The 25,123-nt window shown below is 63.2% G+C and carries 21 protein-coding genes; 12 read left to right on the forward strand and 9 right to left on the reverse strand.

What is annotated here, in order from left to right; translation table 11 throughout:
* Positions 1–48 precede the first annotated feature (48 nt).
* The 5 genes from EJ079_RS04600 to EJ079_RS04620 form a co-directional block, all read right to left on the reverse strand.
* On the reverse strand, positions 49–1,314 hold the full coding sequence (locus tag EJ079_RS04600; RefSeq protein ID WP_127808214.1) for a glycerate kinase: 1,266 nt from the start codon (positions 1,312–1,314) through the stop codon (positions 49–51).
* Positions 1,311–1,808 (reverse strand): heme-degrading domain-containing protein, encoded by a 498-nt coding sequence (locus EJ079_RS04605; RefSeq protein ID WP_127808215.1) that lies wholly within the window; start codon positions 1,806–1,808, stop codon positions 1,311–1,313. The genes EJ079_RS04600 and EJ079_RS04605 overlap by 4 nt, the downstream gene beginning before the upstream one ends.
* 65 nt (positions 1,809–1,873) lie before the next feature.
* A complete protein-coding gene (locus EJ079_RS04610) occupies positions 1,874–2,593 on the reverse strand; it encodes an amino acid racemase (RefSeq protein ID WP_127808216.1) in 720 nt (239 codons plus the stop codon).
* 30 nt (positions 2,594–2,623) lie between these two features.
* On the reverse strand, positions 2,624–3,934 hold the full coding sequence (gene guaD, locus EJ079_RS04615) for a guanine deaminase (RefSeq protein WP_127808217.1): 1,311 nt from the start codon (positions 3,932–3,934) through the stop codon (positions 2,624–2,626).
* Between the two features lies 1 nt (position 3,935).
* The gene (locus EJ079_RS04620) at positions 3,936–5,153 is read right to left on the reverse strand and encodes a urate hydroxylase PuuD (RefSeq protein WP_127808218.1); all 1,218 of its coding nucleotides are present in this window, start codon (positions 5,151–5,153) and stop codon (positions 3,936–3,938) included.
* A 162-nt stretch (positions 5,154–5,315) separates the two neighbouring features.
* Here EJ079_RS04620 and EJ079_RS04625 point away from each other — a divergent pair, with 162 nt between their 5' ends.
* The 3 genes from EJ079_RS04625 to EJ079_RS04635 all read left to right on the forward strand — a co-directional run bounded on the left by EJ079_RS04625 (position 5,316) and on the right by EJ079_RS04635 (position 8,630).
* Positions 5,316–6,236 carry a LysR family transcriptional regulator gene (locus tag EJ079_RS04625; protein ID WP_027039874.1) on the forward strand — a complete coding sequence of 307 codons (921 nt, stop codon included), beginning with the start codon at positions 5,316–5,318 and terminating at the stop codon, positions 6,234–6,236.
* Between the two features lie 103 nt (positions 6,237–6,339).
* Positions 6,340–7,353, forward strand: a complete 1,014-nt coding sequence (locus EJ079_RS04630) for an LLM class flavin-dependent oxidoreductase (protein WP_127808219.1) — start codon at positions 6,340–6,342, stop codon at positions 7,351–7,353.
* Complete coding sequence (locus tag EJ079_RS04635) at positions 7,350–8,630, forward strand: LLM class flavin-dependent oxidoreductase (protein ID WP_127808220.1); 1,281 nt, start codon at positions 7,350–7,352, stop codon at positions 8,628–8,630. Before EJ079_RS04630 ends, EJ079_RS04635 begins: the two co-directional genes overlap by 4 nt.
* On the opposite strand, the gene xdhC is transcribed toward EJ079_RS04635, so the two are convergent.
* The 4 genes from xdhC to uraH all read right to left on the reverse strand — a co-directional run bounded on the left by xdhC (position 8,627) and on the right by uraH (position 14,139).
* Positions 8,627–9,637, reverse strand: coding sequence for a xanthine dehydrogenase accessory protein XdhC (xdhC, locus tag EJ079_RS04640; RefSeq protein ID WP_127811277.1), 1,011 nt, complete (start codon positions 9,635–9,637; stop codon positions 8,627–8,629). The genes EJ079_RS04635 and xdhC overlap by 4 nt on opposite strands.
* Positions 9,638–9,710: 73 nt before the next feature.
* Positions 9,711–12,071: a xanthine dehydrogenase molybdopterin binding subunit gene (gene xdhB / locus EJ079_RS04645; protein WP_127811278.1), complete on the reverse strand. Its 2,361-nt coding sequence runs from the start codon at positions 12,069–12,071 to the stop codon at positions 9,711–9,713.
* Between the two features lie 208 nt (positions 12,072–12,279).
* The gene (gene xdhA, locus EJ079_RS04655; protein ID WP_127808221.1) at positions 12,280–13,761 is read right to left on the reverse strand and encodes a xanthine dehydrogenase small subunit; all 1,482 of its coding nucleotides are present in this window, start codon (positions 13,759–13,761) and stop codon (positions 12,280–12,282) included.
* A gap of 3 nt (positions 13,762–13,764) precedes the next feature.
* Entirely contained in the window at positions 13,765–14,139 is a 375-nt protein-coding gene (gene uraH, locus EJ079_RS04660; protein ID WP_127808222.1) for a hydroxyisourate hydrolase, read from the reverse strand.
* Between the two features lie 202 nt (positions 14,140–14,341).
* On the opposite strand from uraH, the gene puuE reads away from it, so the two are divergent.
* From puuE to EJ079_RS04705, 9 genes are all read left to right on the forward strand, one after another.
* Positions 14,342–15,760, forward strand: a complete 1,419-nt coding sequence (gene puuE, locus EJ079_RS04665) for an allantoinase PuuE (RefSeq protein ID WP_127808223.1) — start codon at positions 14,342–14,344, stop codon at positions 15,758–15,760.
* A gap of 10 nt (positions 15,761–15,770) precedes the next feature.
* Entirely contained in the window at positions 15,771–16,634 is an 864-nt protein-coding gene (locus EJ079_RS04670) for a bifunctional allantoicase/(S)-ureidoglycine aminohydrolase (RefSeq protein WP_127808224.1), read from the forward strand.
* Complete coding sequence (locus EJ079_RS04675) at positions 16,631–17,122, forward strand: ureidoglycolate lyase (protein ID WP_127808225.1); 492 nt, start codon at positions 16,631–16,633, stop codon at positions 17,120–17,122. The genes EJ079_RS04670 and EJ079_RS04675 overlap by 4 nt, the downstream gene beginning before the upstream one ends.
* 67 nt (positions 17,123–17,189) lie before the next feature.
* Positions 17,190–17,783 (forward strand): nucleoside deaminase, encoded by a 594-nt coding sequence (locus EJ079_RS04680; RefSeq protein WP_127328578.1) that lies wholly within the window; start codon positions 17,190–17,192, stop codon positions 17,781–17,783.
* Positions 17,784–17,865: 82 nt separating this feature from the next.
* Positions 17,866–19,851, forward strand: a complete 1,986-nt coding sequence (locus EJ079_RS04685; protein WP_127808226.1) for a CocE/NonD family hydrolase — start codon at positions 17,866–17,868, stop codon at positions 19,849–19,851.
* Between the two features lie 154 nt (positions 19,852–20,005).
* Positions 20,006–21,592, forward strand: coding sequence for an ABC transporter substrate-binding protein (locus EJ079_RS04690; RefSeq protein ID WP_127397243.1), 1,587 nt, complete (start codon positions 20,006–20,008; stop codon positions 21,590–21,592).
* A 15-nt stretch (positions 21,593–21,607) separates the two neighbouring features.
* Positions 21,608–22,567 (forward strand): ABC transporter permease, encoded by a 960-nt coding sequence (locus tag EJ079_RS04695; protein WP_127397242.1) that lies wholly within the window; start codon positions 21,608–21,610, stop codon positions 22,565–22,567.
* 9 nt (positions 22,568–22,576) lie between these two features.
* Complete coding sequence (locus tag EJ079_RS04700; protein ID WP_127268157.1) at positions 22,577–23,401, forward strand: ABC transporter permease; 825 nt, start codon at positions 22,577–22,579, stop codon at positions 23,399–23,401.
* Positions 23,401–25,056: an ABC transporter ATP-binding protein gene (locus EJ079_RS04705; protein ID WP_127808227.1), complete on the forward strand. Its 1,656-nt coding sequence runs from the start codon at positions 23,401–23,403 to the stop codon at positions 25,054–25,056. Before EJ079_RS04700 ends, EJ079_RS04705 begins: the two co-directional genes overlap by 1 nt.
* Positions 25,057–25,123: the final 67 nt, after the last annotated feature.

The following is a 25,123-nucleotide window of genomic DNA, read 5'->3' on the forward strand; positions in this document are numbered from 1 at the left end:
AATTCCGGACGGAAAACCGCTTCACACTTTTTCCTGGAATTGCTTCAGCTACCTGATCAGAATCGCCCTGAGGTCGTTGACATTCGTGCCGGTCGGGCCGGGTACGAAGAGATCGCCAACTGCGTTGAAGGCCGTCCAGGCATTGTTGCCGGCAAGCATAGCCTTGGCGTCCACCCCGGCTGCGCGCATGCGCGATACGGTCGAGCCATCGGCGAAGGCGCCGGCATTGTCTTCCGAACCGTCGATGCCGTCCGTGTCGGCGGCCAGTGCGTGGATGCCGTCGACGCCGTTGATGCCGATAGCAAAGGCGAGCAGGAATTCCGAATTGCGGCCGCCCTTGCCTTTTGCCCGTAGAGTGACGGTTGTCTCGCCGCCCGACAGGACCAACACCGGCTTCGAAAATGGTCGGTTGCGCGTCGCCACTTCGCGCGCGATCGCGGCATGGACGCCGCCCACCTCGCGCGCTTCGCCCTCGATGGCATCGGAGAGGATAACGGCCTCGACACCCTGCCGTTTCGCTTCCGCAGCGGCGGCTTCCAGCGATACCCCGGCCGAAGCGATCAGATGCACCTCGTTGCGCGAAAAACGCTCGTCATCCGGGCTTGGCGCATCGGCGACCGGCGAATTGATATGCGCCATCACCGAGGCCGGCAGTTTCATGCCATAGGCCGATATTGAGGCCAGCGCGTCGGCGCGGATGCCTGTATCGGGTACGGTCGGGCCGGAGGCGACCATTGCCGGATTGTCGCCGGGAATATCGGAGACGATCAGCGATACCACCCTGGCCGGCCATGCGGCCGCTGCCAGCCTGCCGCCCTTGATGGTGGAAAGGTGCTTGCGGATGGTGTTCATCGCCGCGATCGGCGCACCCGAGGCGAGCAGCGCCTCGTTGACGGCGATCTCGTCGGCCAGCGTCAGGCTGCCGGCCGGCGACGGCAACAGCGCCGATCCGCCGCCGGAAATCAGCGCCACCACCAGATCATCCTCAGTCAGACCCTGGACCTTGGCGAGCAGGCGCCGCGAGGCTTCCCGACCGGCAGCGTCCGGCACCGGATGAGCCGCCTCGATGATCTCGATGCGCTCGCAGGTCGCGCCATAGCCATAGCGGGTGACGACCAGCCCATCGATGAGGCCGTCCCACACTTTCTCGAACGCTGCCGCCAGCTGCGCCGAGCCTTTGCCCGCGCCGATGACGATGGTACGGCCCTTTGGCTTGGCCGGCAGATGATCCCGGATGGTTCGCTCCGGATCGGCGGCGGCGATGGCGGCGTCGAAGATGGAGATCAAGAATGTCTTGGGATCAAGCACGGTCATTCGGCTTCCGGAGGCAATGCCAGGCCGCGCTTGTCGACGCCCAAATGATCGCACAGCGCATCGACGACGACGCCGTGATCCTCGCGCTCCGGCAGTCCGGAGACGGCGATCACACCAATGACGCCGGCGCCCTTGACGGTCACCGGAAAGCCACCGCCGGCCAGCACGTAGTCGGCAATATCCAGCCCCTCACCAATCTTGAAGGTGCGGTCGGGGCGCTGCTGTTCCAACACCATGCGATAGGTGCTTCTCAGGAACCGTTCGACCACATTGATCTTGCGCCGCGCCCAGTCGGGATTGGAAGCATTCGAGCCCGGCAGCGCGGCATAGAACAGCGGCCGGTCGAAGGTCCGGATATCGACGATGATTGGCAGGTTGCCGGCCAAAGCCCTATCGCGAATCGCGGTACCGATCTCAAAGGCAATGGCCTCGTCGAACTCCGAAAAGACGAGCGTGGCTTCCTGTCTTTTAATAGTCTCGATGTCGTCGGCCACTGTCTCGCTCCCGATGTCGTTGTTGGCTTTCGCCGACTATCGCGGCGCGGTCAAGACGTCAGCGGTCAGGCGCGCCCATCTGCTAGGACTATGTCCAGCGCCGCCTCGGCATGAAGTTGGGTGACGTCGAAAGCTGGCAACGGATAGTCGTCCAAAGCGGCCAACAGCGGAAGCTCGGTGCAACCTAAGATCACCGCCTGCGCGCCGCGCGCCTGGAGGTCCAATGCCATATCCATCAGCGCAGCCATTGAGTCCTGCTTCACGATGCCCAACGTCAGCTCATCGATGATGATACTGTGCAAGGCTTCACGTTGTTGCTGCGGCGGTGTGAGGACTTCGAGGCCATGACGCTGGCGCAGACGTCCCGAGAAGAAATCCTGCTCCATCGTATATCGCGTTCCCAACAGCCCCACACGCGCGAAGCCCCGTAACTGAATGGCCTGCGCTGTGGCATCGGCGACATGCAGCAGTGGGACGGAAAGCTGAGCCTCCACTTGGTCGGCCACACGGTGTGCGGTGACTGAGGTGAGCATCACTAAATCGGCGCCGGCCCTTTCCAGGTTTCGCGCCGCTTCGGCTACCGTTTCAGCGAGATCATCCCAGCGTCCGAGCGCGGCCATCTCGTTCAGTTCGTCGAAATCCAACGTGAACAGGACCGACCTGGCATTGTGATGTCCGCCGAGGCGCCGATGCGCGGCCTGATTGAGCAGCCGATAGTAAATCGCGCTCGATTCCGAACTCATCCCGCCTACCATACCGATGAGTTTATTCTGACGGACGGTCATCGACGGGCTCCCCTCGCACCTGCCGCTGCACTATAGCAGATCGCTCTTCGCTGCGCGCCCCGCGACATAGGCCTCGCGCACGGTGCGGTCGTCGCCAAGCGTCTGCAGGAGAAACAGTTCCTGCGCCAGCGTCTCGACCGTTTCCATCCTGAGCCGCATCGCCGGCGTTGCCCTGGCGTCCAGCACGACGATGTCGGCATCGGTGCCCTCGTCCAGCGTGCCGATCTTGTCGGCCACCGACAGCGCCTCGGCATTGCCGCGCGTCATCTGCCAGAAGGACTGGAACGGGTTGAGCTTCTCGCCATTCAGCGCGATCACCTTGTAGCCCTCGTCCATGGTGCGCAGCATGGAGTAGTTGGTGCCACCGCCGACATCGGTGGCGGCGGCGATGCGGAGCGGCTTGTCGCGGCGACGAATGCGCTGATAATCGAACAGGCCGGAGCCGAGGAAAAGGTTGGAAGTCGGGCAGAACACCGCCACCGAGCCACTGTCGGAAAGCGCATCCGCTTCGCGCTCCGAGAGATGGATGCAGTGCCCGAACAGGCTCTTTTTGCCCAACAGCCCGTAGTGCTCGTAAACGTCGGTATAGTCGCGCGACCACGGGTAGAGTTCCTGCGTGAAGGCAATCTCAGCGTGGTTCTCCGACAGATGCGTCTGCATGTGCAAATCGGGATGTTCGCGGCACAGCGCGGCCGCCATCTCCATCTGCTCCGGCGACGAGGTGATGGCGAAGCGCGGCGTGATGGCATAAAGCTGCCGTCCCTTGCCATGCCACTCCTTGATCAGCGCCTTCGTGTCGTCGTAACCCGATTGCGGCGTGTCGAGCACGCCGTCGGGCGCATTGCGATCCATCATCACCTTGCCGGCGATGTTGAGCATATTGCGGTCATGCGATTCGGCAAAGAAGGCCTCCGCCGAAGCCTTGTGCACCGAGCAGTAGGCGGCGACCGTCGTTGTACCGTGGCGCACCATCTCGTCGAGGAACAGCCGCGCGATACGGCGGCCATGTTGCGCGTTGGCGAACTTCGTCTCTTCCGGAAAGGTGTAGGTGTTCAGCCAGTCGAGCAGCTCAGCGCCATAGGAGGCGATGATCTGCATCTGCGGAAAATGCGCATGCGCGTCAATGAAGCCGGGCAGCAGCAGATGCGGCCGGTGGTCGATTTTTTTCGCTACCTCGCCGGCTTGCTTTTCAACATCGGCATAGGTGCCAGCGGCGACGATCCTGCCGTCGCGGATCAGCAGGCCACCATCCTCCTCGTAGCGCCAGGCGGAATGATCGTCGATGGTCTGCGGCCAGCGCGCGAAGGACAGCGTGCGGCCGCGCAGGAGTGTCGAGGTCATGCTATTTCCCCGCGCCTTCGAACCAGGCCACCAGCAGCGCCCGTTCCTTGTCGGTGATCTGCGAGACGTTTGCGGGCGGCATGGCGTGGCTGCGGCCGGCCTGCAGATAGATCTCGCGGGCGTGGTTGGCGATATCCGCGTCGGTGTCGAGCATCACGCCCTGCGGCGCATGATAGATGCCTTCGTAGACCGGCTCCGCCGCATGGCACATCGAGCAGCGGCCGAGCACGGTGTCGCGCACGGCCGGGAAATGCGCCGAAGCGACATAGATTTGCGCCGATGCCGATTCCCTGGGTTCGCCGGTCAGCACCTTCGGCGCGGTCGACAGCCAGATGATGACAATGAACAGGACGAGTGCCGCCATCCAGGTCCAGGTCGGATTGCCCTTGCGGGCATGGATCGAGTTGAAATAGTGCCGGATCAGCACGCCGATGATGAACACCAGCGAGGCGATGACCCAGTTGAACTCAGTGCCGAACGCCAGCGGATAGTGGTTCGACAGCATCAGGAACAGCACCGGCAGCGTCAGATAATTGTTGTGAAGCGAACGCTGCTTGGCGATCTTGCCATATTTCGGATCGGGCTTGCGGCCGGCGATGAGGTCGGCGACAACGATCTTCTGGTTTGGGATGATAACCATGAAGACATTGGCCGACATGATCGTGGCGGTGATGGCGCCCAGATGCAGGAAGGCGGCGCGGCCGGTGAACAGGTGCGTCAGCCCCCAGGCGATGAACACCAGCACGCAGTAGAGCACCAGCATCAGGCCGGTATCGCTTTTTCCCAGCGGCGAGCGGCACAGCAGATCATAGACCACCCAGCCGACGCCGATCGTCGCCAGCGACAGCAGGATGCCTGTAGGCACCGACATCGGCAGCACGTTGGGATCGATCAGGAACAGATCGGCTCCGGCGTAGTAGACGACGCACAGCATGGCGAAGCCGGACAGCCAGGTGGCGTAGGATTCCCACTTGAACCAGGTCAGGTGTTCCGGCATTTCGGCTGGTGCCACCAGATACTTCTGGATGTGGTAGAAGCCGCCGCCATGCACCTGCCATTCCTCGCCGAAGGCGCCGACGGGCATGCCGGGACGCTGGCGCAGGCCGAGGTCGAGCGCGACGAAGTAGAAGGACGAGCCGATCCAGGCGATGCCGGTGACGACGTGGAGCCAGCGCACGGCAAAACTCAGCCAGTCCCAGAAAATCGCGAAATCCATCATTGAAATCGTCCCTGCCGATTGGGCGACTTTACGGCTTGGAGCGCAAACGGAAAGAGGCGAGGTGCACGATGACTTTCAAAAAAAAATGGAAAATACTAGGGTAGTCACACGCAGCAGGATGGGAGCCGCCCGAAAGCGGCCTCAGGAAAGCCACGAAACCGCATGGCCTATCTCGACAACATTGCCGTCTTCGTTCGCGTGGTCGAACTCGGCAATCTGTCGGCGGCCGGGCGCGACATGCGGATTTCGCCGGCGGTCGCCTCCAACCGCATCAAGGAGTTGGAGAAGCACCTGGGCGTGCGTCTGTTCAACCGCACGACGCGGCAATTGATGCCGACCGAGCATGGCACGGTTTTTTACGGGGGCGCAAAGCAGGTGCTGGAGGCGATCACCGAAGCGGAAGCCGCGGTCTCGGCGCTTTCCGGTCAGCCGCGCGGCACCATCCGCGTCACCGCCCCCTTGGGCCTCGGCCGTCGGTTGGTGGCCTCGGGCATTCCCGATTTTCACGACAAATACCCAGACATCGAGGTGAGGCTGAGGCTTTCGGACCACAATGTCGACATCATGAAGGAAGGCATCGACGTCGCCTTCCGGCTCGGTATCATCGAGGATTCCAGCCTCAGGATGCGCGGCATCATGGAATGCGAGCGCGTGCTGGTGGCGGCGCCGAAATATCTCGAGGCGCGCGGCGAACCGATCGAGCCGCAGGAACTGATCGGCAAGAAGCACGACTGCCTGATGCTGCGTTATTCCGGCGCGCGCGAATATGTGTGGACGCTGCAGACCCCCACGGGCCCGCAGAAGTTCGAGGTACACGGACCCTACGACACCGATGATGGCGACGTGCTGACCGGCTGGGCGCTTTCAGGCCGCGGCATCATCAACAAGCCGCGCTTTGAGGTCGAGCCGTTCATCCGCGACCGGCGGCTGAAGGTGATCCTGAGCAGCACGCCGCCGACACCGGTGCAGTTCGCCGCCGTCTATCCGCACAAGAAGCTGCAGGATCCAAAAGTGCGGCTGCTGCTCGACTTCATGGCCGAGCGCTGCCAGCGACTGATCAACGATCTGCTAGCTGGGAAATAATGCTGGCCTCCACGTGCCCGGCGGTTGGCCCAGCGCCAGCGGTTGCCATCCCCTGAAGTGGCGAACATAGTTCGGGTGGTATTTCGTCTCGCAGGCACCATCGATGGACAGCGGCGCCACAATGCATCTTGCCGTTTCGCTGTTTCCGGGGATCGCCGATCCATCGCCGGAACCGGGATTCAGCCGCCTGACTGGTTTCGTGCAAAAGGCCGAAGCAGCGGGCCTGGACATGGTGCTGCTTGCCGATTCCGCACCGGCGTCCGGCGGCGGTGCCGCGAACAGCCCGATGCCCTTCGAAGCGACCACTTTGCTGGCCGCATTGGCGACTGTCACAAGCAGGATCGGACTGGTCGCCGCGGCATCGACCGTCGCCCACCAGCCATACAATCTGGCGCGCCGTTTCGCCTCGCTCGACATTATCAGCCATGGCCGCAGTGGCTGGAACGCAACCATGACGCAAGCGCCACGGGAAGCAGCCAATTTCAGCCGGGCCGAAGGATTTTCGCCTGACGATTTCCGCCGTCGCAGTGAGGAATATATCGGCATCGTGCAAGGTCTGTGGCGGGGCTGGGACGCGGACGCGATGCTGTTCGACCAGAGCGGCGGCCGCTTCCACGACCCCGAAAAGATGCATCTGCTCGACCACAAGGGCGGGTTCTTTTCCGTGCGCGGACCGCTGAACGTCGCCCGTTCGCCGCAGGATACGCCAGTGCTCGTCTTGTCGGACCTGAGCGAAGCCGACCTGGATATTGCCGCCCGCACCGCCGATGTCATCCTGCTGGATGGCGGACCGTTGGACGGCACGACAGAACGCTACGACGATATCCGGCGCCGTGTCACGGCGTGCGGACGCGATCCGGACGCTGTGAAAGTGCTGACGAACGTCGCGCCTACCGCCGATAGTAAGCCGGCTGCCCGCGCCGACAGGCTGGAAAAGGAATTCCGGGCGAGAGGCTGCGACGGGTTCAACATCCTGATGCCGGCACAGCTTTCAGCGCTCGACGATTTCGTCGATCTGGTTTTGCCGGAACTGAGGCAGCGTGGCCTGTTTCGAGAGAACTATCGCGGCACGACGTTGCGCTCGCATCTCGGGCTTGCCGGCGGAGGTGACCGATGACCGCTCGCCAGATGAAGCTCGGCGCCTTCCTGTGGGCGACAGGCCACCACATCGCGGCCTGGCGCCATCCCAAGGCACACGTCACCGCCGGCATAGACATCGATCATTACATCCAGCTGGCGCGCACGGCGGAGGCGGCGAAGTTCGACATGATCTTCTGCGAGGACGCCGCCGGCCTGCGCGAGGCCAATGTCGGCATCGCCAGCCAGACCTCGCGCTCGATCGGCTTCGAGCCGATCAGCCTGCTTTCGGCGCTCGCCGTCCAGACCAGCCGCATCGGCCTCGTCTCGACAGCCTCGACAAGCTACAACGAGCCCTATGGCCTGGCGCGAGCCTTCCTGTCGCTCGACCATCTGAGCGGCGGCAGGGCCGGCTGGAACCTGGTCACCTCGGCCAGCCCCGTCGAGGCCGCCAATTTCGGCTCGACCGGCCTCAAGCCCCATGCCGATCGCTATGAGCGCGCGCGCGAATTCGCCGAGGTGGTAACCGGGCTCTGGAACGGCAAGCTCGATGGCGCTTCTGGATCCGGACATGACGGCCAGAGCTTTTCGGTTCGCGACCCGCTCGATCTGCCGCGTTCGCCGCAGGGCGCGCCGGTGATGGTCCAGGCCGGCGCCTCGGATGTCGGCCGCGACCTTGCCGCCGGCACCGCCGATGTGGTGTTCACCGCGGCGCAGACCTTCGAGGAAGCGAAGGCCTTTTACGACGACCTCAAGGGACGTCTGGCGGCCTACGGGCGCGAGCCTGACGACATCAAGATCATGCCGGGCGTCGCGCCAGTGGTGGCGGAGACCGAAGCGGAGGCCCGTGAAAAATATGACGAATTACAGGCGCTGATCCCCGACGACGTCGGTGTGGCGCTGCTGTCCAGCTATCTCAGCATCTCCGATCTGTGGCGCTATCCGATCGACGGGCCGCTGCCGGACCTGCCGGAGAGCGAGGGGATGAAAAGCCGGCAGGCGCTGGTCATCGAGCAATCGCGCCGCGACGGCCTCTCTATCCGCGAGCTTGCCCGGCATTTCGCCGGCGCGCGTGGCCATTGGCGCATCGTCGGCACGGCGGCCCAGGTGGCCGATGAGTTGCAGGCGCGGTTCGAAGGCGGTGCCGTCGACGGCTTCAACGTCATGCCCTCTTATTTCCCCGGCCAACTCGATGCCTTTGCGATGCTCGTCGTGCCGGAATTGCAGCGACGCGGCCTGTTCCGCAAGGAGTACGAGGGCCGCACATTGCGCGACCAACTGGGTTTGAAACAGCCGGTTAACTGCGGCGCAGCCTAGCCTGCCATCACCCTGCCATGCGGAATTTGATGGTCGGCACTTGAGGTTGCGTTGTGACTGACCAGCGCCGTCATGATCTCGGCTGCCGCCAGCGCCGCGATGACCTGCGGGCGCTTGTCCTTGACCGTATCGCCGCCGATCGGCGAGACGAGGCGGGCAAACTCGGCCTCGCTGCCTGCCGCTGATTTCAGGAACCAGTTCCTGAACGTCGCTTTCTTGGTCTTCGAGCCGATCATGCCGACATAGGCGGTGTCGCCGCGCTTCAGCGCCTCGGCGACGATCAGGAAATCCAGCGCATGATCGTGGGTCAGGATGGCGAAGGCGGTGCCGGCGGGAGCGTTTCGCACCTCGGACTCGGGGATCGGCGTCAACCGCGGCTCGACGGTTTCCGGCATGCCTTCCAGTGCCTCGGCCCGCGTCTCGATGACGACGCAATGCACGGGGAGAAGTGCTATCGTCGACGCCAACGCCTGGCCGACATGGCCGCCGCCGAAGACGTAGACATATGGCAGGTGTGCCTCTTCGGCTTCCGCAACCGCAACCAGTTCGGCGGCAAGCGCGGCATCGACGAGCCGGATCAGCACTTCGACGCGCCCGCCGCAGCATTGGCCGATTTCCGGGCCTAGCGGGACGTCCAGGGTAGCGCAGACTTTGTCAACCTCGATGCGGGTTCCCCTCCCCCTCGAGGGGAGGGTGGCGGCGAAGCTGCCGGGTGGGGTCGGATCGACCGGGCTCAACGCCCTGGCGGTGCCTTCTGATAGGACCCCCTCTGTCGGCTTCGCCGACATCTCCCCCTCAAGGGGGGAGAAGAGCATCTGCCTGGCCTTGTCGATCGCCATGTATTCGAGCTGACCGCCGCCGATCGTGCCAAAGATCGCCGCCCGCGAGACGAGCATAAATGCGCCCTTCTCGCGTGGCGTCGAACCTTTTGTGCCAGCCACTTCGACCAGGGCAATCCAGTCGGCGCTGGCAAGGAAGTCTCTCAGGCTTTGCACTTTCGAATTCATCATTCGCATTCCCGTGCGGGAAATATAGGTTTTTTCGGCCCGGATTGCACGCATTGCCGACCTTGCGCCAGACTCAGGCGACGGCCTCTTTCTTCAGCCTCTCGATCGCCATCAGCACGCGCTCCGGTGTGGCGGGGGCATCGAGGCGCGGGCAAATCTTGTTGTCGGCGACACTGGCCACCGCATCCGACAGCGCATGCAGCACCGACATGCCGAGCGGGAACGGCGGCTCGCCGACCGCCTTGGAGCGGTGGATGGTCGGCTCGCCCGCTTCCGGCCAGTCGGCCAAGGTGACGTTGAAGATCTTCGGCCGATCGGAGGCGAGCGGGATCTTGTAGGTCGACGGCGCATGCGTGCGCAGCCGGCCCTTGGCGTCCCACCACAGTTCTTCCGTCGTCAGCCAGCCCATGCCCTGGATGAAGCCACCCTCGATCTGGCCGATGTCGATGGCTCGGTTCAGCGAGCGGCCGCAGTCGTGGAGAATATCGGTGCGCTCCACCATGTATTCTCCGGTCAGCGTGTCGACCGAGACTTCCGAACACGACGCGCCATAGGCGAAATAATAGAAGGGGCGGCCCTCGCCCTTGTCGCGGTTCCAGTGGATTTTCGGCGTCTTGTAGAAACCCGCCGCCGACAGCTGGACACGGGCCATATAGGCCTGCTTGACGAGGTCGGCGAAGGCGATTTCCTGGTTGCCGATGCGCACCCGGTTGGGCAGGAACAGCACCTGATCGCGCGGCACCTGGTATTTTTCGGCGGCGAAATCGGTCAACCGATCCTTGATCTGGCGAGCGCCGTTCTGCGCCGCCATGCCGTTGAGGTCCGAGCCAGACGACGCTGCCGTGGCCGAGGTGTTCGGCACCTTGCCGGTCGTGGTCGCGGTGATCTTGACCTGGTCGAGGTCGATCTGGAACTCTTCCGCCACCACCTGCGCCACCTTGATATAGAGGCCCTGCCCCATTTCGGTGCCGCCATGGTTCAGATGCACCGAACCGTCGGTGTAGACATGCACCAGCGCGCCGGCCTGGTTGTAGTGGGTGGCGGTGAACGAGATGCCGAACTTGACCGGTGTCAGCGCCAGGCCGCGCTTGATGAAACGGCTGTTGGCGTTGAAGGCCGATATCTCACGCCGCCGCCGCGCATAGCTGGCGCTTTCCTCCAACTCGGCGACGATGCGCTGGATGATGTTGTCCTCGACCGTCTGGTGGTAGGGCGTGATGTTGCGGCCCCCCTCGCTATCACCACTGGTGCCGTAGAAATTCTTTTTGCGGATTTCGAGTGGATCCTTGCCGACGGCAAAGGCCACCTCGTCGATGACGCGCTCGGCGCCAACCATGCCTTGCGGGCCACCGAAACCCCGAAACGCGGTGTTCGACACGGTGTTGGTGTAGAGCGGCGCCGACTGGGCATGCACCGCTGGCCAGAAATAGCTGTTGTCGCAGTGGAACAGCGCGCGATCGGTCACCGGGCCGGAAAGGTCCGACGAAAAACCGCAGCGCGCCGCGAACATGAAATCGACGCCGAGGATATTGCCCTCGTCATCGAAGCCGACCTCGTAGTCGACGAGGAAATCATGACGCTTGCCGGTGGCGATCATGTCGTCGTCGCGGTCGGGCCGGATTTTCACGGCGCGATGGTGTTTCTTCGCGGCGATCGCGGCCAATGCGGCAAACTGGTTGCCCTGCGTCTCCTTGCCGCCGAAGCCGCCGCCCATGCGGCGGATTTCCACCGTGATGGCGTTGCTCGGCACGCCGAGCGCGTGGCTGACCATATGCTGGACTTCGCTCGGATGCTGGGTCGAGGAATAGATGGTGACGTCCTGATCCTCGCCCGGAATGGCCATGGCGATATGGCCTTCGAGGTAGAAGTGTTCCTGGCCGCCGATGCGCATTTTTCCCTTCAACCGGCGCGGCGCCTGACGGATCGCTGTAGCGGCATCGCCGCGCTTCAGCGTCAGTGGCGGCGTGACGAGCTTGTCCTTCCTAGGATCGAGCGCACCAATGTCGGTGACGAAGGGCAATTCCTTGTATTCGACCTTGGCCAACCTGGTGGCGCGGCGCGCCTGCTCGCGGGTCTGCGCAATGACGCAGAAGATTGGTTGGCCGTAGAATTGCACCTTGCCGTCGGCCAGCACCGGCTCGTCGTGACGGCCAGTCGGCGAAATATCGTTCTCGCCCGGCACGTCACTGGCCGTCAGCACGCCGACAACGCCGGGCGCTGTACGCACCGCCGAGAGATCCATGCTGGCGATGGTGGCATGCGTGGCGGTGGAAAGCCCGAGGCAGCCATGCAGCGTGCCGGCCGGTTCCGGCATGTCGTCGATGTAGACGGCGGTGCCGCTGACATGCTTGTGCGCGGAATCGTGGCGCTGATCGGTGGCGACGCCGCCGGCGATCTTTTCAGCCTTGAGGTTAGGGGCAGCGTGCTTGTTCATCATGCGCGCCCTTTCCCTTCTCCCCGTTCACGGGGAGAAGGTGGCCCGAAGGGTCGGATGAGGGGCAGCGCCGACGTCGACAGCCTTGCAGACAAAGATCGACGACGGCGCCGCCCCTCATCTGCCTGCCGGCATCTTCTCCCCGTGAACGGGGAGAAGGACGCTACTCGCGACCGTTCGGCTGTTTGTTCACTGGCATTGGTGCTCATCATGCCGCCTCGTTGCGTGACACTTGGAATGGTGCCCGGGTATCCGTGGTCTCGGCGAAGAAGCGCAGCAACAGGTTCTTTGCCGCTAGCGCCCGGTATTCGGCCGAGGCTCGCATGTCGGTCAGAGGGGTGAAATCCCTTGCATATTCGCCCATCGCCGCTTCAACCGTCTGTTCGGTCCACGGCTTGCCGAGCAGCGCTTTTTCGACAGAAGACGCCCGCTTCGGCGTCGCCGCCATGCCGCCATAGGCAATGCGCACCTCCGCGACCGTGCCATCGCTGGCCAGCGTCAAGAAGAAGGCGCCGAGGGCTGCGGTAATGTCTTCGTCGCGGCGCTTGGTGATTTTGTGGACCGCGAATTTTGTGCCCTTGGCGGGAACAGGAACGTGCACCGCCTCGACGAATTCGCCCGGCTGCCGGTCCTGCTTGCCATAGGCGATGAAGAAATCCTCCAGCGCGATCGTGCGCTGCTTCTTGCCACGGCGCAGCGTCAGTTGCGCGCCGAGCGCTATCAAGGGCGGCGGCGTGTCGCCGATCGGCGAGCCGTTGGCGATGTTGCCGCCGATGGTGCCCATGTTGCGCACCTGTTCGCCGCCGATACGATCGAACAACGGCCCCAGCGCCGGGATACGCTTCGCCAATGTCGCGAAGGCATCAGTGTAGGTGACGCCCGCGCCGATCGAAATGATGCCGTTTTCTTCCGAGATGGTGGAAAGTCCGTCGAGATTGCCGATGAAAATGGCCGGCGAAATATCGCGCATGTGCTTGGTGACCCAGAGGCCGACATCGGTCGAGCCGGCGACGATGGTGGCGCCGGGTTCCTTGTCCAGCACGGCGGCGAAATCATCGACATCGGCCGGCACGACCAGCCGCGCCTTGGCCGAACCGATCTCGACCCGGGCGCCGTCATGCAGGGCCTCGAGCCTCTCGGTGATCGCCTTGCGCTCCGCGGCCAGCGGATCCTCCGCCGCCTTACCGTAGCTGGAAATGGCATGCGCCGCGCGGATGATCGCCTCGTAGCCGGTGCAGCGGCAGAGATTGCCTTGCAAGGCCTTTTCGATATCCGCGTTCGACGGATTCGATGACTTCATCCACAGGCCATAGAGCGACATGACGAAGCCCGGCGTGCAGAAGCCGCATTGCGAGCCGTGGAAATCGACCATCGCCTGCTGCACCGGATGCAGTTGGCCTGATACGCCGCGCAGATGCTCGACGGTCACGACATGGGTGGCGTCCAACGAGCCGAGGAAACGGATGCAGGCATTGACGCTTTCATAGACCAGCCCGCCGGCCGAGAGCTTGCCGACCAACACGGTGCAGGCGCCGCAATCACCCTCGGCGCAGCCTTCCTTGGTGCCGCGCAGCGACCGCTCTAGCCGCAGCCAGTCGAGCAGGGTCGCGTCTGACGCCACCGACGAAAGCGCGACGTCCCTGCCGTTGAGGATGAAGCGGATTTCTTTGCGGATGCTGATTTTGGCCATGCCTCAGCTCCCCCTGTATGTCGAGTAGCCGTAAGGTGAGACCAGCAGTGGCACATGATAGTGCACGGGCTCGGCCATGCCGAAGCGGATCGGTATCACATCGAGAAAGGCCGGTTTCGGCAGGCTCAACCCCTGCTGGCGCAAATAGTCGCCGGCGGCGAAGACCAGTTCGTATTCGCCGGTGCGGAACTCCGCGCCGACGAGCAGCGGCTTGTCGCAACGGCCGTCGGCATTGGTGACAACGGTCTTCAAATGTGTCCGTGCCTTGCCGTCGAGGTGATAAAGCGCGATCGACAGTCCCGCCGCCGGTTTGCCGGTCGCCGTGTCGAGGACATGGGTCGTCAGACGCCCGCCATCGGCATTCGACGTTTCTGCCATTGGCCGCCTCCATTTCCGGTACGAGCGAATTGGCCCGGTACGATCAAGTATCAACAGTGAATTGTGCGCCAATTAAAGGCGATGCATAAGTCCCGGTCGAGCGGAGTGCGACAAAAACACTTTCAAAAATTTTCGGGGGAATGCGAGAAGCACCCTTTCGATATCCTGATCATACTTCGGGCCGTGCCCGGCGGGAGGGACGATGCGTTACTGCAGAGACATGCGCGGCTATGGAGCCAATCCGCCGGACCCGAAATGGCCTGGCGGGGCACATGTCGCCGTGCAGTTCGTCGTCAACTACGAGGAAGGCGGCGAGAACTGCGTGCTGCATGGCGACAAGGCGTCTGAAGCCTTCCTGTCGGAAATCGTCGGCGCGGCACCCTGGATGGGCCAGCGTCACTGGAACATGGAATCCATCTACGAATACGGTGCCCGCGCCGGCTTCTGGCGGCTGCTGCGGCTGTTCACCGAGTCGCAAGTGCCGATCACCTGCTACGGCGTCGCCACCGCACTCGCCCGTTCGCCGGATCAGGTGGCGGCCATGCAGGAAGCCGGCTGGGAGATCGCCTCGCACGGGCTGAGATGGATCGACTACCGCGACCACAGCGCCGAAGATGAGCGCCGCGACCTCAAGGCGGCGATCAAGCTGCACTACGAAGTGACCGGCGTGCGCCCGACCGGCTGGTATACGGGTCGCACATCGATCAACACAGTGCGGATTGTGGCGGAAGAAGGTGGTTTCGACTATGTGTCGGACACCTATGACGACGAGCTGCCCTACTGGTTCGAGCATGAGGGCGGCGCGCAGCTCATCATTCCCTATACACTCGACGCCAACGACATGCGGTTCGCCACGCCGCAAGGTTTCAATTCGGGCGACCAGTTCTTTGCCTATTTGAAGGACAGCTTCGATACGCTCTATGCCGAGGGCCAGGCCGGCCGGCCGCGCATGATGAACATTGGCCTGCATTGCCGCCTCGTCGGGCGGCCGGGCCGGGTGGCGGCGCTGAAGCGCTTCGTCGACTATGTGAAGTCGCACGACAAGGTCTGGCTGGCGAGGCGCATCGACATCGCCAGGCACTGGCAAGAGGTCAATCCTTATCAACCGCCGGCGCTCCGCCCATCGAAGATGGAATTCGAGACCTTCGTCCACACTTTCGGCGGCGTGTTCGAGCATTCGCCCTGGATCGCCGAACGCGCCTATGAACTGGAACTGGGCCCGGCGCATGACACCTCAGGCGGTCTGCACAATGCGCTTTGCCGCATCTTCCGGTCCGCCAGCGAAACCGAGCGGCTTTCGGTGCTCAACGCCCATCCCGACCTTGCCGGCAAGCTGGCCAAGGCCAAACGGCTGACGGCGGAATCGACCAGGGAACAGGCCTCGGCCGGCCTCGACGCGGTGACCGACAAGGAGCGCGAACTGTTTTCCAAGCTCAACGCCGCCTACGTCACCACCTTCGGCTTCCCCTTCATCATCGCGGTGAAGGGCAAGACGAGGCAAGAAATCCTGGCGGAGTTCGAGGCGCGCATCGGCAACAATCGCGGCGTTGAATTCGAGACCGCCTGCAAACAGGTCGAGCGCATCGCACTGCTCCGCCTCAAGGACATGCTTCCGCAATAGGTTTGAACCCATGGATACGATCAGGATGCCCGAGCGAACCTATTACGCGCCACATGGCGGCCTCCCCGGCCAGAGCGAGCTTCTGACCGGTCGCGCCGTCTTCACCCAGGCCTATGCCGTCATTCCTCGGGGTGTGATGCAGGATATCGTCACCAGTGCCTTGCCGTTCTGGGACGAGACCCGCGTCTGGATATTGTCGCGACCGCTGTCGGGTTTTGCCGAGACGTTCTCGCAATACATAGTCGAGGTTGCGCCAGGCGGCGGCAGCGACCGGCCGGAACCCGATGCCGGTGCCGAAGGTGCGCTGTTCGTGGTCGAAGGCGAGCTGACGGTTCTGCTTCAGGGCAAAAAGCATAGTTTAAGGCCCGGCGGCTTTGCCTTCCTGCCGCCGGCCAGCGGCTGGAAGGTTCGCAACGAAGGCAAAGCCGATGTTCGCTTCCACTGGATTCGCAAGGCTTACGAGGCGGTCGACGGTCTCGATGTGCCGGAGGCCTTCTTCGCCAACGAACAGGAGATCGCGCCGACGCCGATGCCCGGCACCGAGGGCCGCTGGGCGACGACGCGTTTCGTCGATCCAGCCGATTTGCGCCACGACATGCACATGACCATCGTCACGCTTGAACCGGGTGCGGTCATTCCCTTCGCCGAGACCCATGTCATGGAGCACGGGCTCTATGTGCTGGAAGGCAAGGCGGTCTATCGCCTCAACCAGGACTGGGTCGAGGTCGAGGCCGGCGACTATATGTGGCTGCGCGCCTTCTGCCCGCAGGCCTGCTATGCCGGCGGCCCGGGCAAATTCCGCTATCTGCTCTACAAGGACGTCAACCGGCACGCCAAGCTCGGCGGCGCCGGTGTCCCTGGGCGGACGCCGTGACGCGGATCATTACGCGGCCACTGACCCGCGAGAGCTTTGCTCCGTTCGGCGACGTCATCGATATGGGCGGCGACAACCACTACCCGATCAATGGCGGCCGCGCGGAACGCTATCACGATCTGGCGACCGCCGAGGCGATCGGACCGAATGCCCGCGTGCTAATCTCGATGGTGCGCGGCACGCCTTACGAACTGCCGCTGAAGCTGAGCATGGTCGAGCGCCACCCCTTCGGCAGCCAGGCCTTCATCCCGCTGTCGCCGCGTCCATTCCTGGTCGTCGTCTGCCATGACGGCAAGCAAGGGCCTGATGAGCCGCATGCCTTCATCACCGCACCCAGCCAAGGCATCAATTACCGGCGCAATCTCTGGCATGGCGTGCTGACGCCGCTCGGCGAGCCTCAGGATTTCCTGATCGTCGACCGTGGCGGCGACGGCTCCAACCTCGAAGAGTTCCATTTCTCGCACGCCTACGAGATCCATCTCCCTTAATTTTTTGTGCGTGTCGTTACCCCAAACCCGGGGGCACTTTGGGCGACATGCGGCAGGAGACCCCCTGATGACGGATATTTCGCTGATCGACCGCCTGCTCGACGTTATCGAGCACGACATCGTGCCGAAGACGGCCGACGGCGTCACCCATGGCAACAAGCTGTTCGGCGCCGCGATCCTGCGCAAGGACGACCGGTCGCTGGTGCTGGCCGAAACCAACAACGAGATGGAAAACCCGCTCTGGCACGGCGAGGTGCACTGCCTGAAGCGCTTCTACGAAATGCCCAGGGCTGAACGCGTCGATACGAAAGACGCCATCTTCATCGCCACGCACGAACCCTGCTCGCTCTGCCTGTCGGCTATCACCTGGACCGGCTTCGACAATTTCTACTATCTGTTCAGCCACGAGGATTCGCGCGACAGCTTTGCCATCCCGCACGATCTGAAAATCCTGAAAGAGGTCTTCACCCTCGATCCCGGCGGTTACAACGCCGAAAACGCCTACTGGAAGAGCTTTTCCATTCGCCGGCTGGTGCGAGCTTTGCCCGAGGCCGAACGGCAACGGCTGGAAACACGTATCGGCGCGATTTCGGCGCGCTACGATGAGTTGTCCGGCGTCTATCAGGCGAATAAGGACGATAACGACATTCCGCTGAATTGACGCGGATTGACCAGCCGAATTCGTTGGCTGGCCCACGACGCGACCCCACCGGCTCCATCATCTGACGATCCTGGAGCATGCCATGAAAACAGTCACCGAATTTTCCCGCAAGGTCGTCGAATTCCCGGACATGGGGATCGTCATGCCGGACGGCTGCCGGCTCTCGGCGCGGGTGTGGATGCCGGAGGATGCGGGCGACGATCCGGTGCCGGCGATCCTCGAACACCTGCCCTACCGCAAGCGCGACGGCACCATCTTTCGCGATCAGCTGACGCATCCCTATTTCGCCGGCCACGGCTATGCCTCGATCCGCGTCGACATGCGCGGCAATGGCGATTCCGAAGGGCTGATGGACGACGAGTATTCCGAGCAGGAATTGCAGGACGCCTGCGACGTCATCGCCTGGGCGGCAAGCCAGCCCTGGTGCAACGGCAATGTCGGCATGATGGGCATTTCCTGGGGCGGCTTCAACTGCCTGCAGGTGGCGGCCAAGCAGCCGCCGGCGCTGAAAGCCGTGATCAGCCTATGCTCGACCGTCGACCGCTATGCCGACGACATCCACTACAAGGGCGGCTGCCTGCTGATCGAGAACTTCGGCTGGGCCTCGACCATGCTGTCCTACTCGTCGCGGCCACCGGACCCGCTGCTGGCCGGCGACAACAGATGGCGCGATCTGTGGCTGACCCGGCTGGAGAACCAATCCTTCCTGGCGCCGCTGTGGCTGAAACACCAGCACCGTGATGCCTACTGGAAGCGCGGCTCGATCTGCGAGGATTTCTCCGCCGTCAAAGCCGCGGTGCTGTCGATCGGCGGCTGGCATGACGGCTACCGCAACACGGTCTCGCATCTGGCCAGCAACATCGAAGCCCCGGTCAAGGGCATTATCGGGCCATGGATCCACAAATACCCGCACTACGCAGGACCAAAACCCGCCATCGGCTTCCTGCAGGAGGCTCTGCGCTGGTGGGACCGCTGGCTGAAGGGTGTCGACACCGGTGTCGAGTCCGACCCGGCCTACCGCGCCTATGTCATGGACAGCGTGCGCCCAGCGCGCTGGCACCCCGAGCGGCCTGGCCGCTGGGTGGCGGAGCAGGAATGGCCATCGTCCAACATCAAGACGCAGACGGTCGATCTGATCCCCGCAACGGAAAAACCCGCCATCGTGGCCTCGCCGCAAAGCTGCGGCCTGGCCGGCGGCGAGTATTTTCCTTTCACCTTCGGCCCCGAACTGCCTGGCGATCAGCGCCCCGACGATGCCCTGTCGGCGTGTTTCGACCAGCCGGAACTCAGCGAGCCGATCGACATCGTCGGCGCCCCGGAGGTCGAGCTGCAGCTATCCTCTGATCGTCCGCAGGCCAACATCGCGGTCCGGCTTTGCGATGTGCATCCCGACGGCGCCTCGGAGTTGATCTCCTATGGCGTACTCAATCTGACCCACCGCAATTCGCACGAATTTCCGGAGGCGCTGGTGCCGGGTGAAACCGTGTCTGCGCGCGTAGTGCTCGATCAATGCGCCTACCGCGTGCCTGCCGGCCACCACCTGCGCGTTGCCGTTTCGAACGCCTATTGGCCTGCCATCTGGCCGTCGCCGGAGCCGGTCCGTCTGACCTTGTCGGCGGCGACGCTCCGCTTGCCGCTGCGGCCGCTGGCGACAGACGACGAAGCGGCGTTCGCCGAGCCGGAAGGTGCCACTCCCTGGGCAACGGAGACGATCCGCGCCAGCAATTCCGAGCGCCATATCGATCGTGACGAAAAGACGGGAATCGTGACGCTTTCCATCGTTGATGATTTCGGCGAGGTGCGCGATCTCGCTCATGGCCTGGCCAATGGCAGCATCGCCCGCGAGACTTGGACGATCCACCCCGATGATCCGCTGTCGGCCTCGGGGAAGACGCACTGGACGCAGACCCTGTCGCGAAACGGATGGTCGGTACGCACCGAAACGACAGCCGAAATGCGGTCGGACGCGCAAAACTTCATCGTCAGCGCCAGAATCGAGGCCTATGAGGACGAAACGCTCGTCTTCGAGCGCAATTTCGAGGAGAAGGTGCCGCGCGCGCTTCTTTGAGCACCGAGTTCATTGGTCCAATTGCGACGTACGATTTACGCCACGGCATGTCGCATTCGGTCTTGCTTACCGCTTTCCCTTGCGGTCATTATTCTCCTCACAAGAAATAAGAAAAACGACCGCAGAGTCGAACCAACAGAGTGAGGAACTCAAAATGTCGAACGAACTGGAATTTCTTAGCCGGCGTGTCGCGTCGGGCAAACTGAGCCGTCGTGATTTTCTCGGCCGGGCGGCGGCGCTCGGTATCTCCGCGCCCTTCGCCAACTCGCTGCTTTCAAGCGCTGCACGCGCGGCAGGTCCGGTCAAGGGCGGTACACTGAAAGCCGGACTTGTCGGCGGCGAGTCCACCAACAGCCTTGATCCGGCACTGTTCATGACTCAGGTGCCGTTCGCCTTCGGCAAGATGTGGGGCGAATTGATCGTCGAGCTTTCGCCGGAAGGCAAGCTCGAGAACCGCATCGCCGAGGAGATCGGCTCGTCGGACGACGCCAAGGTGTGGACGCTGAAGATCCGCGACGGCGTCGAATTCCACAACGGCAAGACGGTGACCGCCGAGGATGTGGCCGCCACACTTGAGCGCCATTCCGACGAGAAGTCGAAATCCGGCGCGCTCGGCTACATGAAGGGCATCGAGACCATCAAGGCCAGCGGCAAGGAAGTCGTGCTGACCCTGAAGGAAGCCAATGCCGATCTGCCCTATTTGCTCAGCGACTACCACCTGATCGTCCAACCGAATGGCGGCAAGGACAAGGCCGACGCAGGCATCTCGGCCGGTCCTTACAAGGTCACGACCAATGAGCCCGGCGTGCGCCATGGCGGCGAGCGTTTCGCCAATTACTGGCAGGGCGACAAGATGGGCCACGCCGACCAGATCGAGATCATCGTCATCAACGATGCGACGGCGCGCACGGCCGCCCTGCAGGGCGGCCAGGTCAATATGATCAACCGCGTCGAGCCAAAGATCGTCGATCTGATCAAGCGCCTGCCGGGCGTCACCATCCGCAACCACGCGGGTCCCGGCCACTATGTCTTCATCGCGCATTGCAACACCGCACCCTTCGACAACAACGATCTGCGCATGGCGCTCAAGCTGGCCATCGACCGCGAAGAAATGCTCGACAAGATCCTGCGTGGCTACGGTTCGATCGGCAACGACTTCCCGATCAACGCTTCCTACCCGCTGTTCAGCGATATCGAGCAACGGAAATACGATCCCGACAAGGCCAAGTTCCACTTCAAGAAGTCGGGCCATGACGGGGCCGTGCTGCTACGGACTTCCGACGTCGCCTTCCCCGGCGCCGTGGATGCCGCGCAACTCTATCAGCAGAGCGCGGCCAAGGCCGGCATCAAATTGGAGATCAAACGCGAACCGGGCGACGGCTACTGGTCGGAAGTCTGGAACAAGCAGCCCTTCTGCGCCTCCTACTGGGGCGGCCGCTCGACGCAGGACCAGATGTACTCGACCGCCTATCTGTCGACGGCGGACTGGAACGACACGCGTTTCAAGCGCCCGGATTTCGACAAGATGGTGCTGGCGGCCCGGGCCGAACTTGACGAGACCAAGCGCAAGGCGATGTACCACGACATGGCTGTCATGGTCCGCGACGAAGGCGGCCTGATCCTGCCGATGTTCAACCAGTTCATCGACGCAACAGGCGCCAAGGTCGACGGCTGGGTCGACGATCCACATCAGGAGCTGATGAACGGTTACGCCTTGGCGAAGTGCTGGCTGCAGGCCTGAGCCGGCTTTGCGGATATGTCTTCACCCATCCTGAAACTGATTGCCCAGCGCATCGCGCTGGGCATTCTCCTCTTGTTGGCCGTTTCGGTCCTGATTTTCGCCGGCACGCAGATCCTGCCCGGCGATGTCGCGCAAGCCATTCTTGGGCAATCGGCGACACCGGAGTCGCTCGCCAATCTGCGCGAGCAGCTCGGCCTCAACGATCCGGCCTATATCAGGTATTTCCGCTGGCTCGGCGGGGTGGTGACAGGTGACCTGGGTACCGCCATGTCGAGCGGCCAGGATATCGCCACGTCGATCAAGGGACGGCTGTGGAACACGCTGTTTCTCGCCTTCTGGGCGGCGATCGTCGCCGTGCCGCTGGCGATCATTCTCGGCCTGATCGCGGTGCGCTACCGCAATGGCTGGGTCGACAAGCTGATCTCCGGGCTGGCGCTGGCCTCGACCTCCTTTCCCGAGTTCTTCATCGGCTATGTGCTGGTCTATTTCTTCGCCGTGAAATGGCAAATCTTCCCTGGCATCTCGACCGTCTATGACGGCATGCCTTTTGGCGAGCGCATGCAGGCGATCGCTCTGCCGGCGGCCGCGCTGACGCTGGTCGTGCTCGCCCACATGATGCGCATGACACGCGCGGCGATCCTCAATGTCATGCAGTCGGCCTATGTCGAGACGGCGGAACTGAAGGGCCTGTCGGCCTTCAACGTCATCCGCAAGCACGCCTTCCCCAATGCCATCGCGCCGATCATCAACGTCGTCATGCTCAACCTCGCCTACCTGATCGTCGGCGTCGTCGTGGTCGAGGTGATTTTCGTCTATCCGGGCATGGGGCAGTATCTGGTCGACCACGTCACCAAACGCGACGTGCCGGTGGTGCAGGCGGTCGGCCTGATCTTCGCCGCCGTTTATATCAGCCTGAATATCATTGCGGACATAGCGGCGATCGTCGCCAATCCGCGTCTCAGACATCCGAAATAGGGGGCGGATATGCTCGATATCAAACGCATCCCCCTCCCCGCGCTGATCGGGATCGTGCTGACGGCATTGTTCGTGCTGGCGGCGATCTTCGCCCCCTGGATCGCGCCGCACGGCAATGGCGAAATCGTCGGCGACGTCTGGGAACCGATGTCGGCTGCCCATTTGCTGGGCACCGACAATCTCGGCCGCGATCTTCTGTCTCGCATGATCTACGGCGCCCGCATCACTTTGTTCATCGCGGTGCTGGCCACCGCACTGTCATTCTCGCTCGGCGCCATCCTCGGCTTCTCGGCGGCCGTCTTCGGCGGCTGGTTCGACACGCTGCTGTCGCGCCTCGTCGATCTCTTGATGTCGATCCCGACGCTGATCATGGGTCTCGTCGTGCTGTCAGTGCTGCCGACCAATCTGGTGACGCTGATCCTGGTGATGGGCATTCTGGATTCGACCCGCGTCTATCGCCTGTCGCGCGCGGTCGCCGTCGACATCAACGTCATGGACTATGTCGAGGCGGCGAAACTGCGTGGTGAGGGCAGCGGCTGGATCATCTTCCGCGAGATCCTTCCCAACGCATTGTCGCCGCTGGTTTCGGAACTCGGCCTACGCTTCATCTATGCCGTGCTGTTCCTGTCGACGCTGTCGTTCCTCGGCCTTGGCGTGCAGCCACCGGACGCCGACTGGGGCGGCATGGTCAAGGAAAACAAGGATGGCATCGTCTTCGGCATCGCGGCCGCGCTTATCCCGGCGGCGGCGATCGCCCTGTTGGCGATTTCCGTCAACCTGGTTGCCGACTGGGTGCTCAACCGGACGACCAGCCTCAAGGGAGGACGCGGGTGATGGCCGACACCAAAGCGAAATCAGGCCTGCTGCTCGACATCCGCAACCTGCGCATCGAAGCCACCGTCTTCCCGCCCGGCGAGCCGCCAAAGAACATCGTGTTGGTGCACGATGTCTCGCTGACGCTTGAAAAAGGCAAGGTGCTCGGCCTGATCGGCGAGTCCGGCGCCGGCAAGTCGACCATCGGCCTGTCGTCGATGGGCTATGGCCGCGGCGGCGTGCGCATCACCGGCGGCGAGGTGATCCTGAACGGTCGCGACATCCTCAAGGGCGGCAAGGACGGCTTCCGCAAATTACGCGGCCGCGAGGTCTGCTATGTCGCGCAATCGGCGGCAGCCGCCTTCAACCCGGCGCACCGGCTGATGGACCAGGTGGTGGAAGCCACGCTGCTGCACGGTACGGCAACGCGGGCCGAGGCCGAGAAGCGCGCGGTTGCGCTGTTCAAGAAGCTCAGCCTGCCGAACCCTGAAACCATCGGCGAGCGCTTTCCGCACCAGGTTTCGGGTGGCCAGTTGCAGCGCGTGATGACGGCGATGGCGCTGTGCTCCGAGCCGGACCTGATCGTCTTCGACGAGCCGACAACGGCGCTCGACGTGACGACGCAGATCGACGTGCTGGCGGCGATCAAGGATGCCATCCGCGACACCCATGTCGCTGCGCTCTACATCACCCACGACCTTGCCGTCGTCGCCCAGGTCTCAGACGAGATCATGGTGCTGCGCCATGGAAGGCTGGTCGAATGGGGCGGCACAAGGCAGATCATCAAGGAGCCGCGCCAGGAATACACCAATGCGCTGGTCTCGGTGCATGAGATCGAGCATCAGGAGCAGAAACCCGGCACGTCGCCATTCCTGTCGGTGAAGAACGTCACCGCCGCCTATGGCCGCAGCGACATCAAGGTGCTGAAGAACGTCTCGGTCGACATCTATCCGGGTCAGACGCTGGCCGTCGTCGGCGAGTCAGGCTCCGGCAAATCGACGCTGGCACGCGCCATCACTGGCCTGCTGCCGCCCGAACAGGGCACCGTCACCTTCGACGGGCGTCCGCTGGCAAATCGGCTGGCCGACCGGCCGAAGGAAGATTTGCGCCAGTTGCAGATGATCTACCAGATGGCCGACGTGGCGATGAACCCGCGCCAGACCGTCGGCACCATCATCGGCCGGCCGCTCGAATTCTATTTCGGCATACGCGGCCGCGAGCGCGACAGGCGCGTCGCCGAACTGCTCGACAAGATCGAGATGGGCAAGGGCTTTTCCGACCGCTATCCGGCCGAACTTTCCGGCGGCCAGAAACAGCGTGTCTGCATTGCCCGATCGCTTGCCGCCAAGCCGAAGCTGATCATCTGCGACGAGGTGACCTCTGCGCTCGATCCGCTGGTCGCCAACGGCATCCTCAAGCTGCTGCTCGATTTGCAGAAGGAGGAGAACGTCGCCTACCTCTTCATCACGCACGACCTCGCCACGGTGAAGTCGATCGCCGATTCGATCGCGGTTATGTATCGCGGCGAGGTGGTGCGCTACGGCCCCAAGAGCCAGGTGCTAAGCCCGCCCTTCGACGCCTACACCGACCTGCTGCTCTCCTCGGTTCCAGAGATGGAAATCGGCTGGCTGGAAAAGGCAATCAAGGGACGGCGCATGACCAGCGCGGGCAACTAAAGCAATTCGGGGAAACTGGAACCGGTTCTCCCAGAAGAAGCGCATGGCGCTTCCCCTGGGAATTGCA

Source organism: Mesorhizobium sp. M7A.F.Ce.TU.012.03.2.1 (assembly GCF_004006095.1).
In the GTDB taxonomy this organism is placed as follows: domain Bacteria; phylum Pseudomonadota; class Alphaproteobacteria; order Rhizobiales; family Rhizobiaceae; genus Mesorhizobium.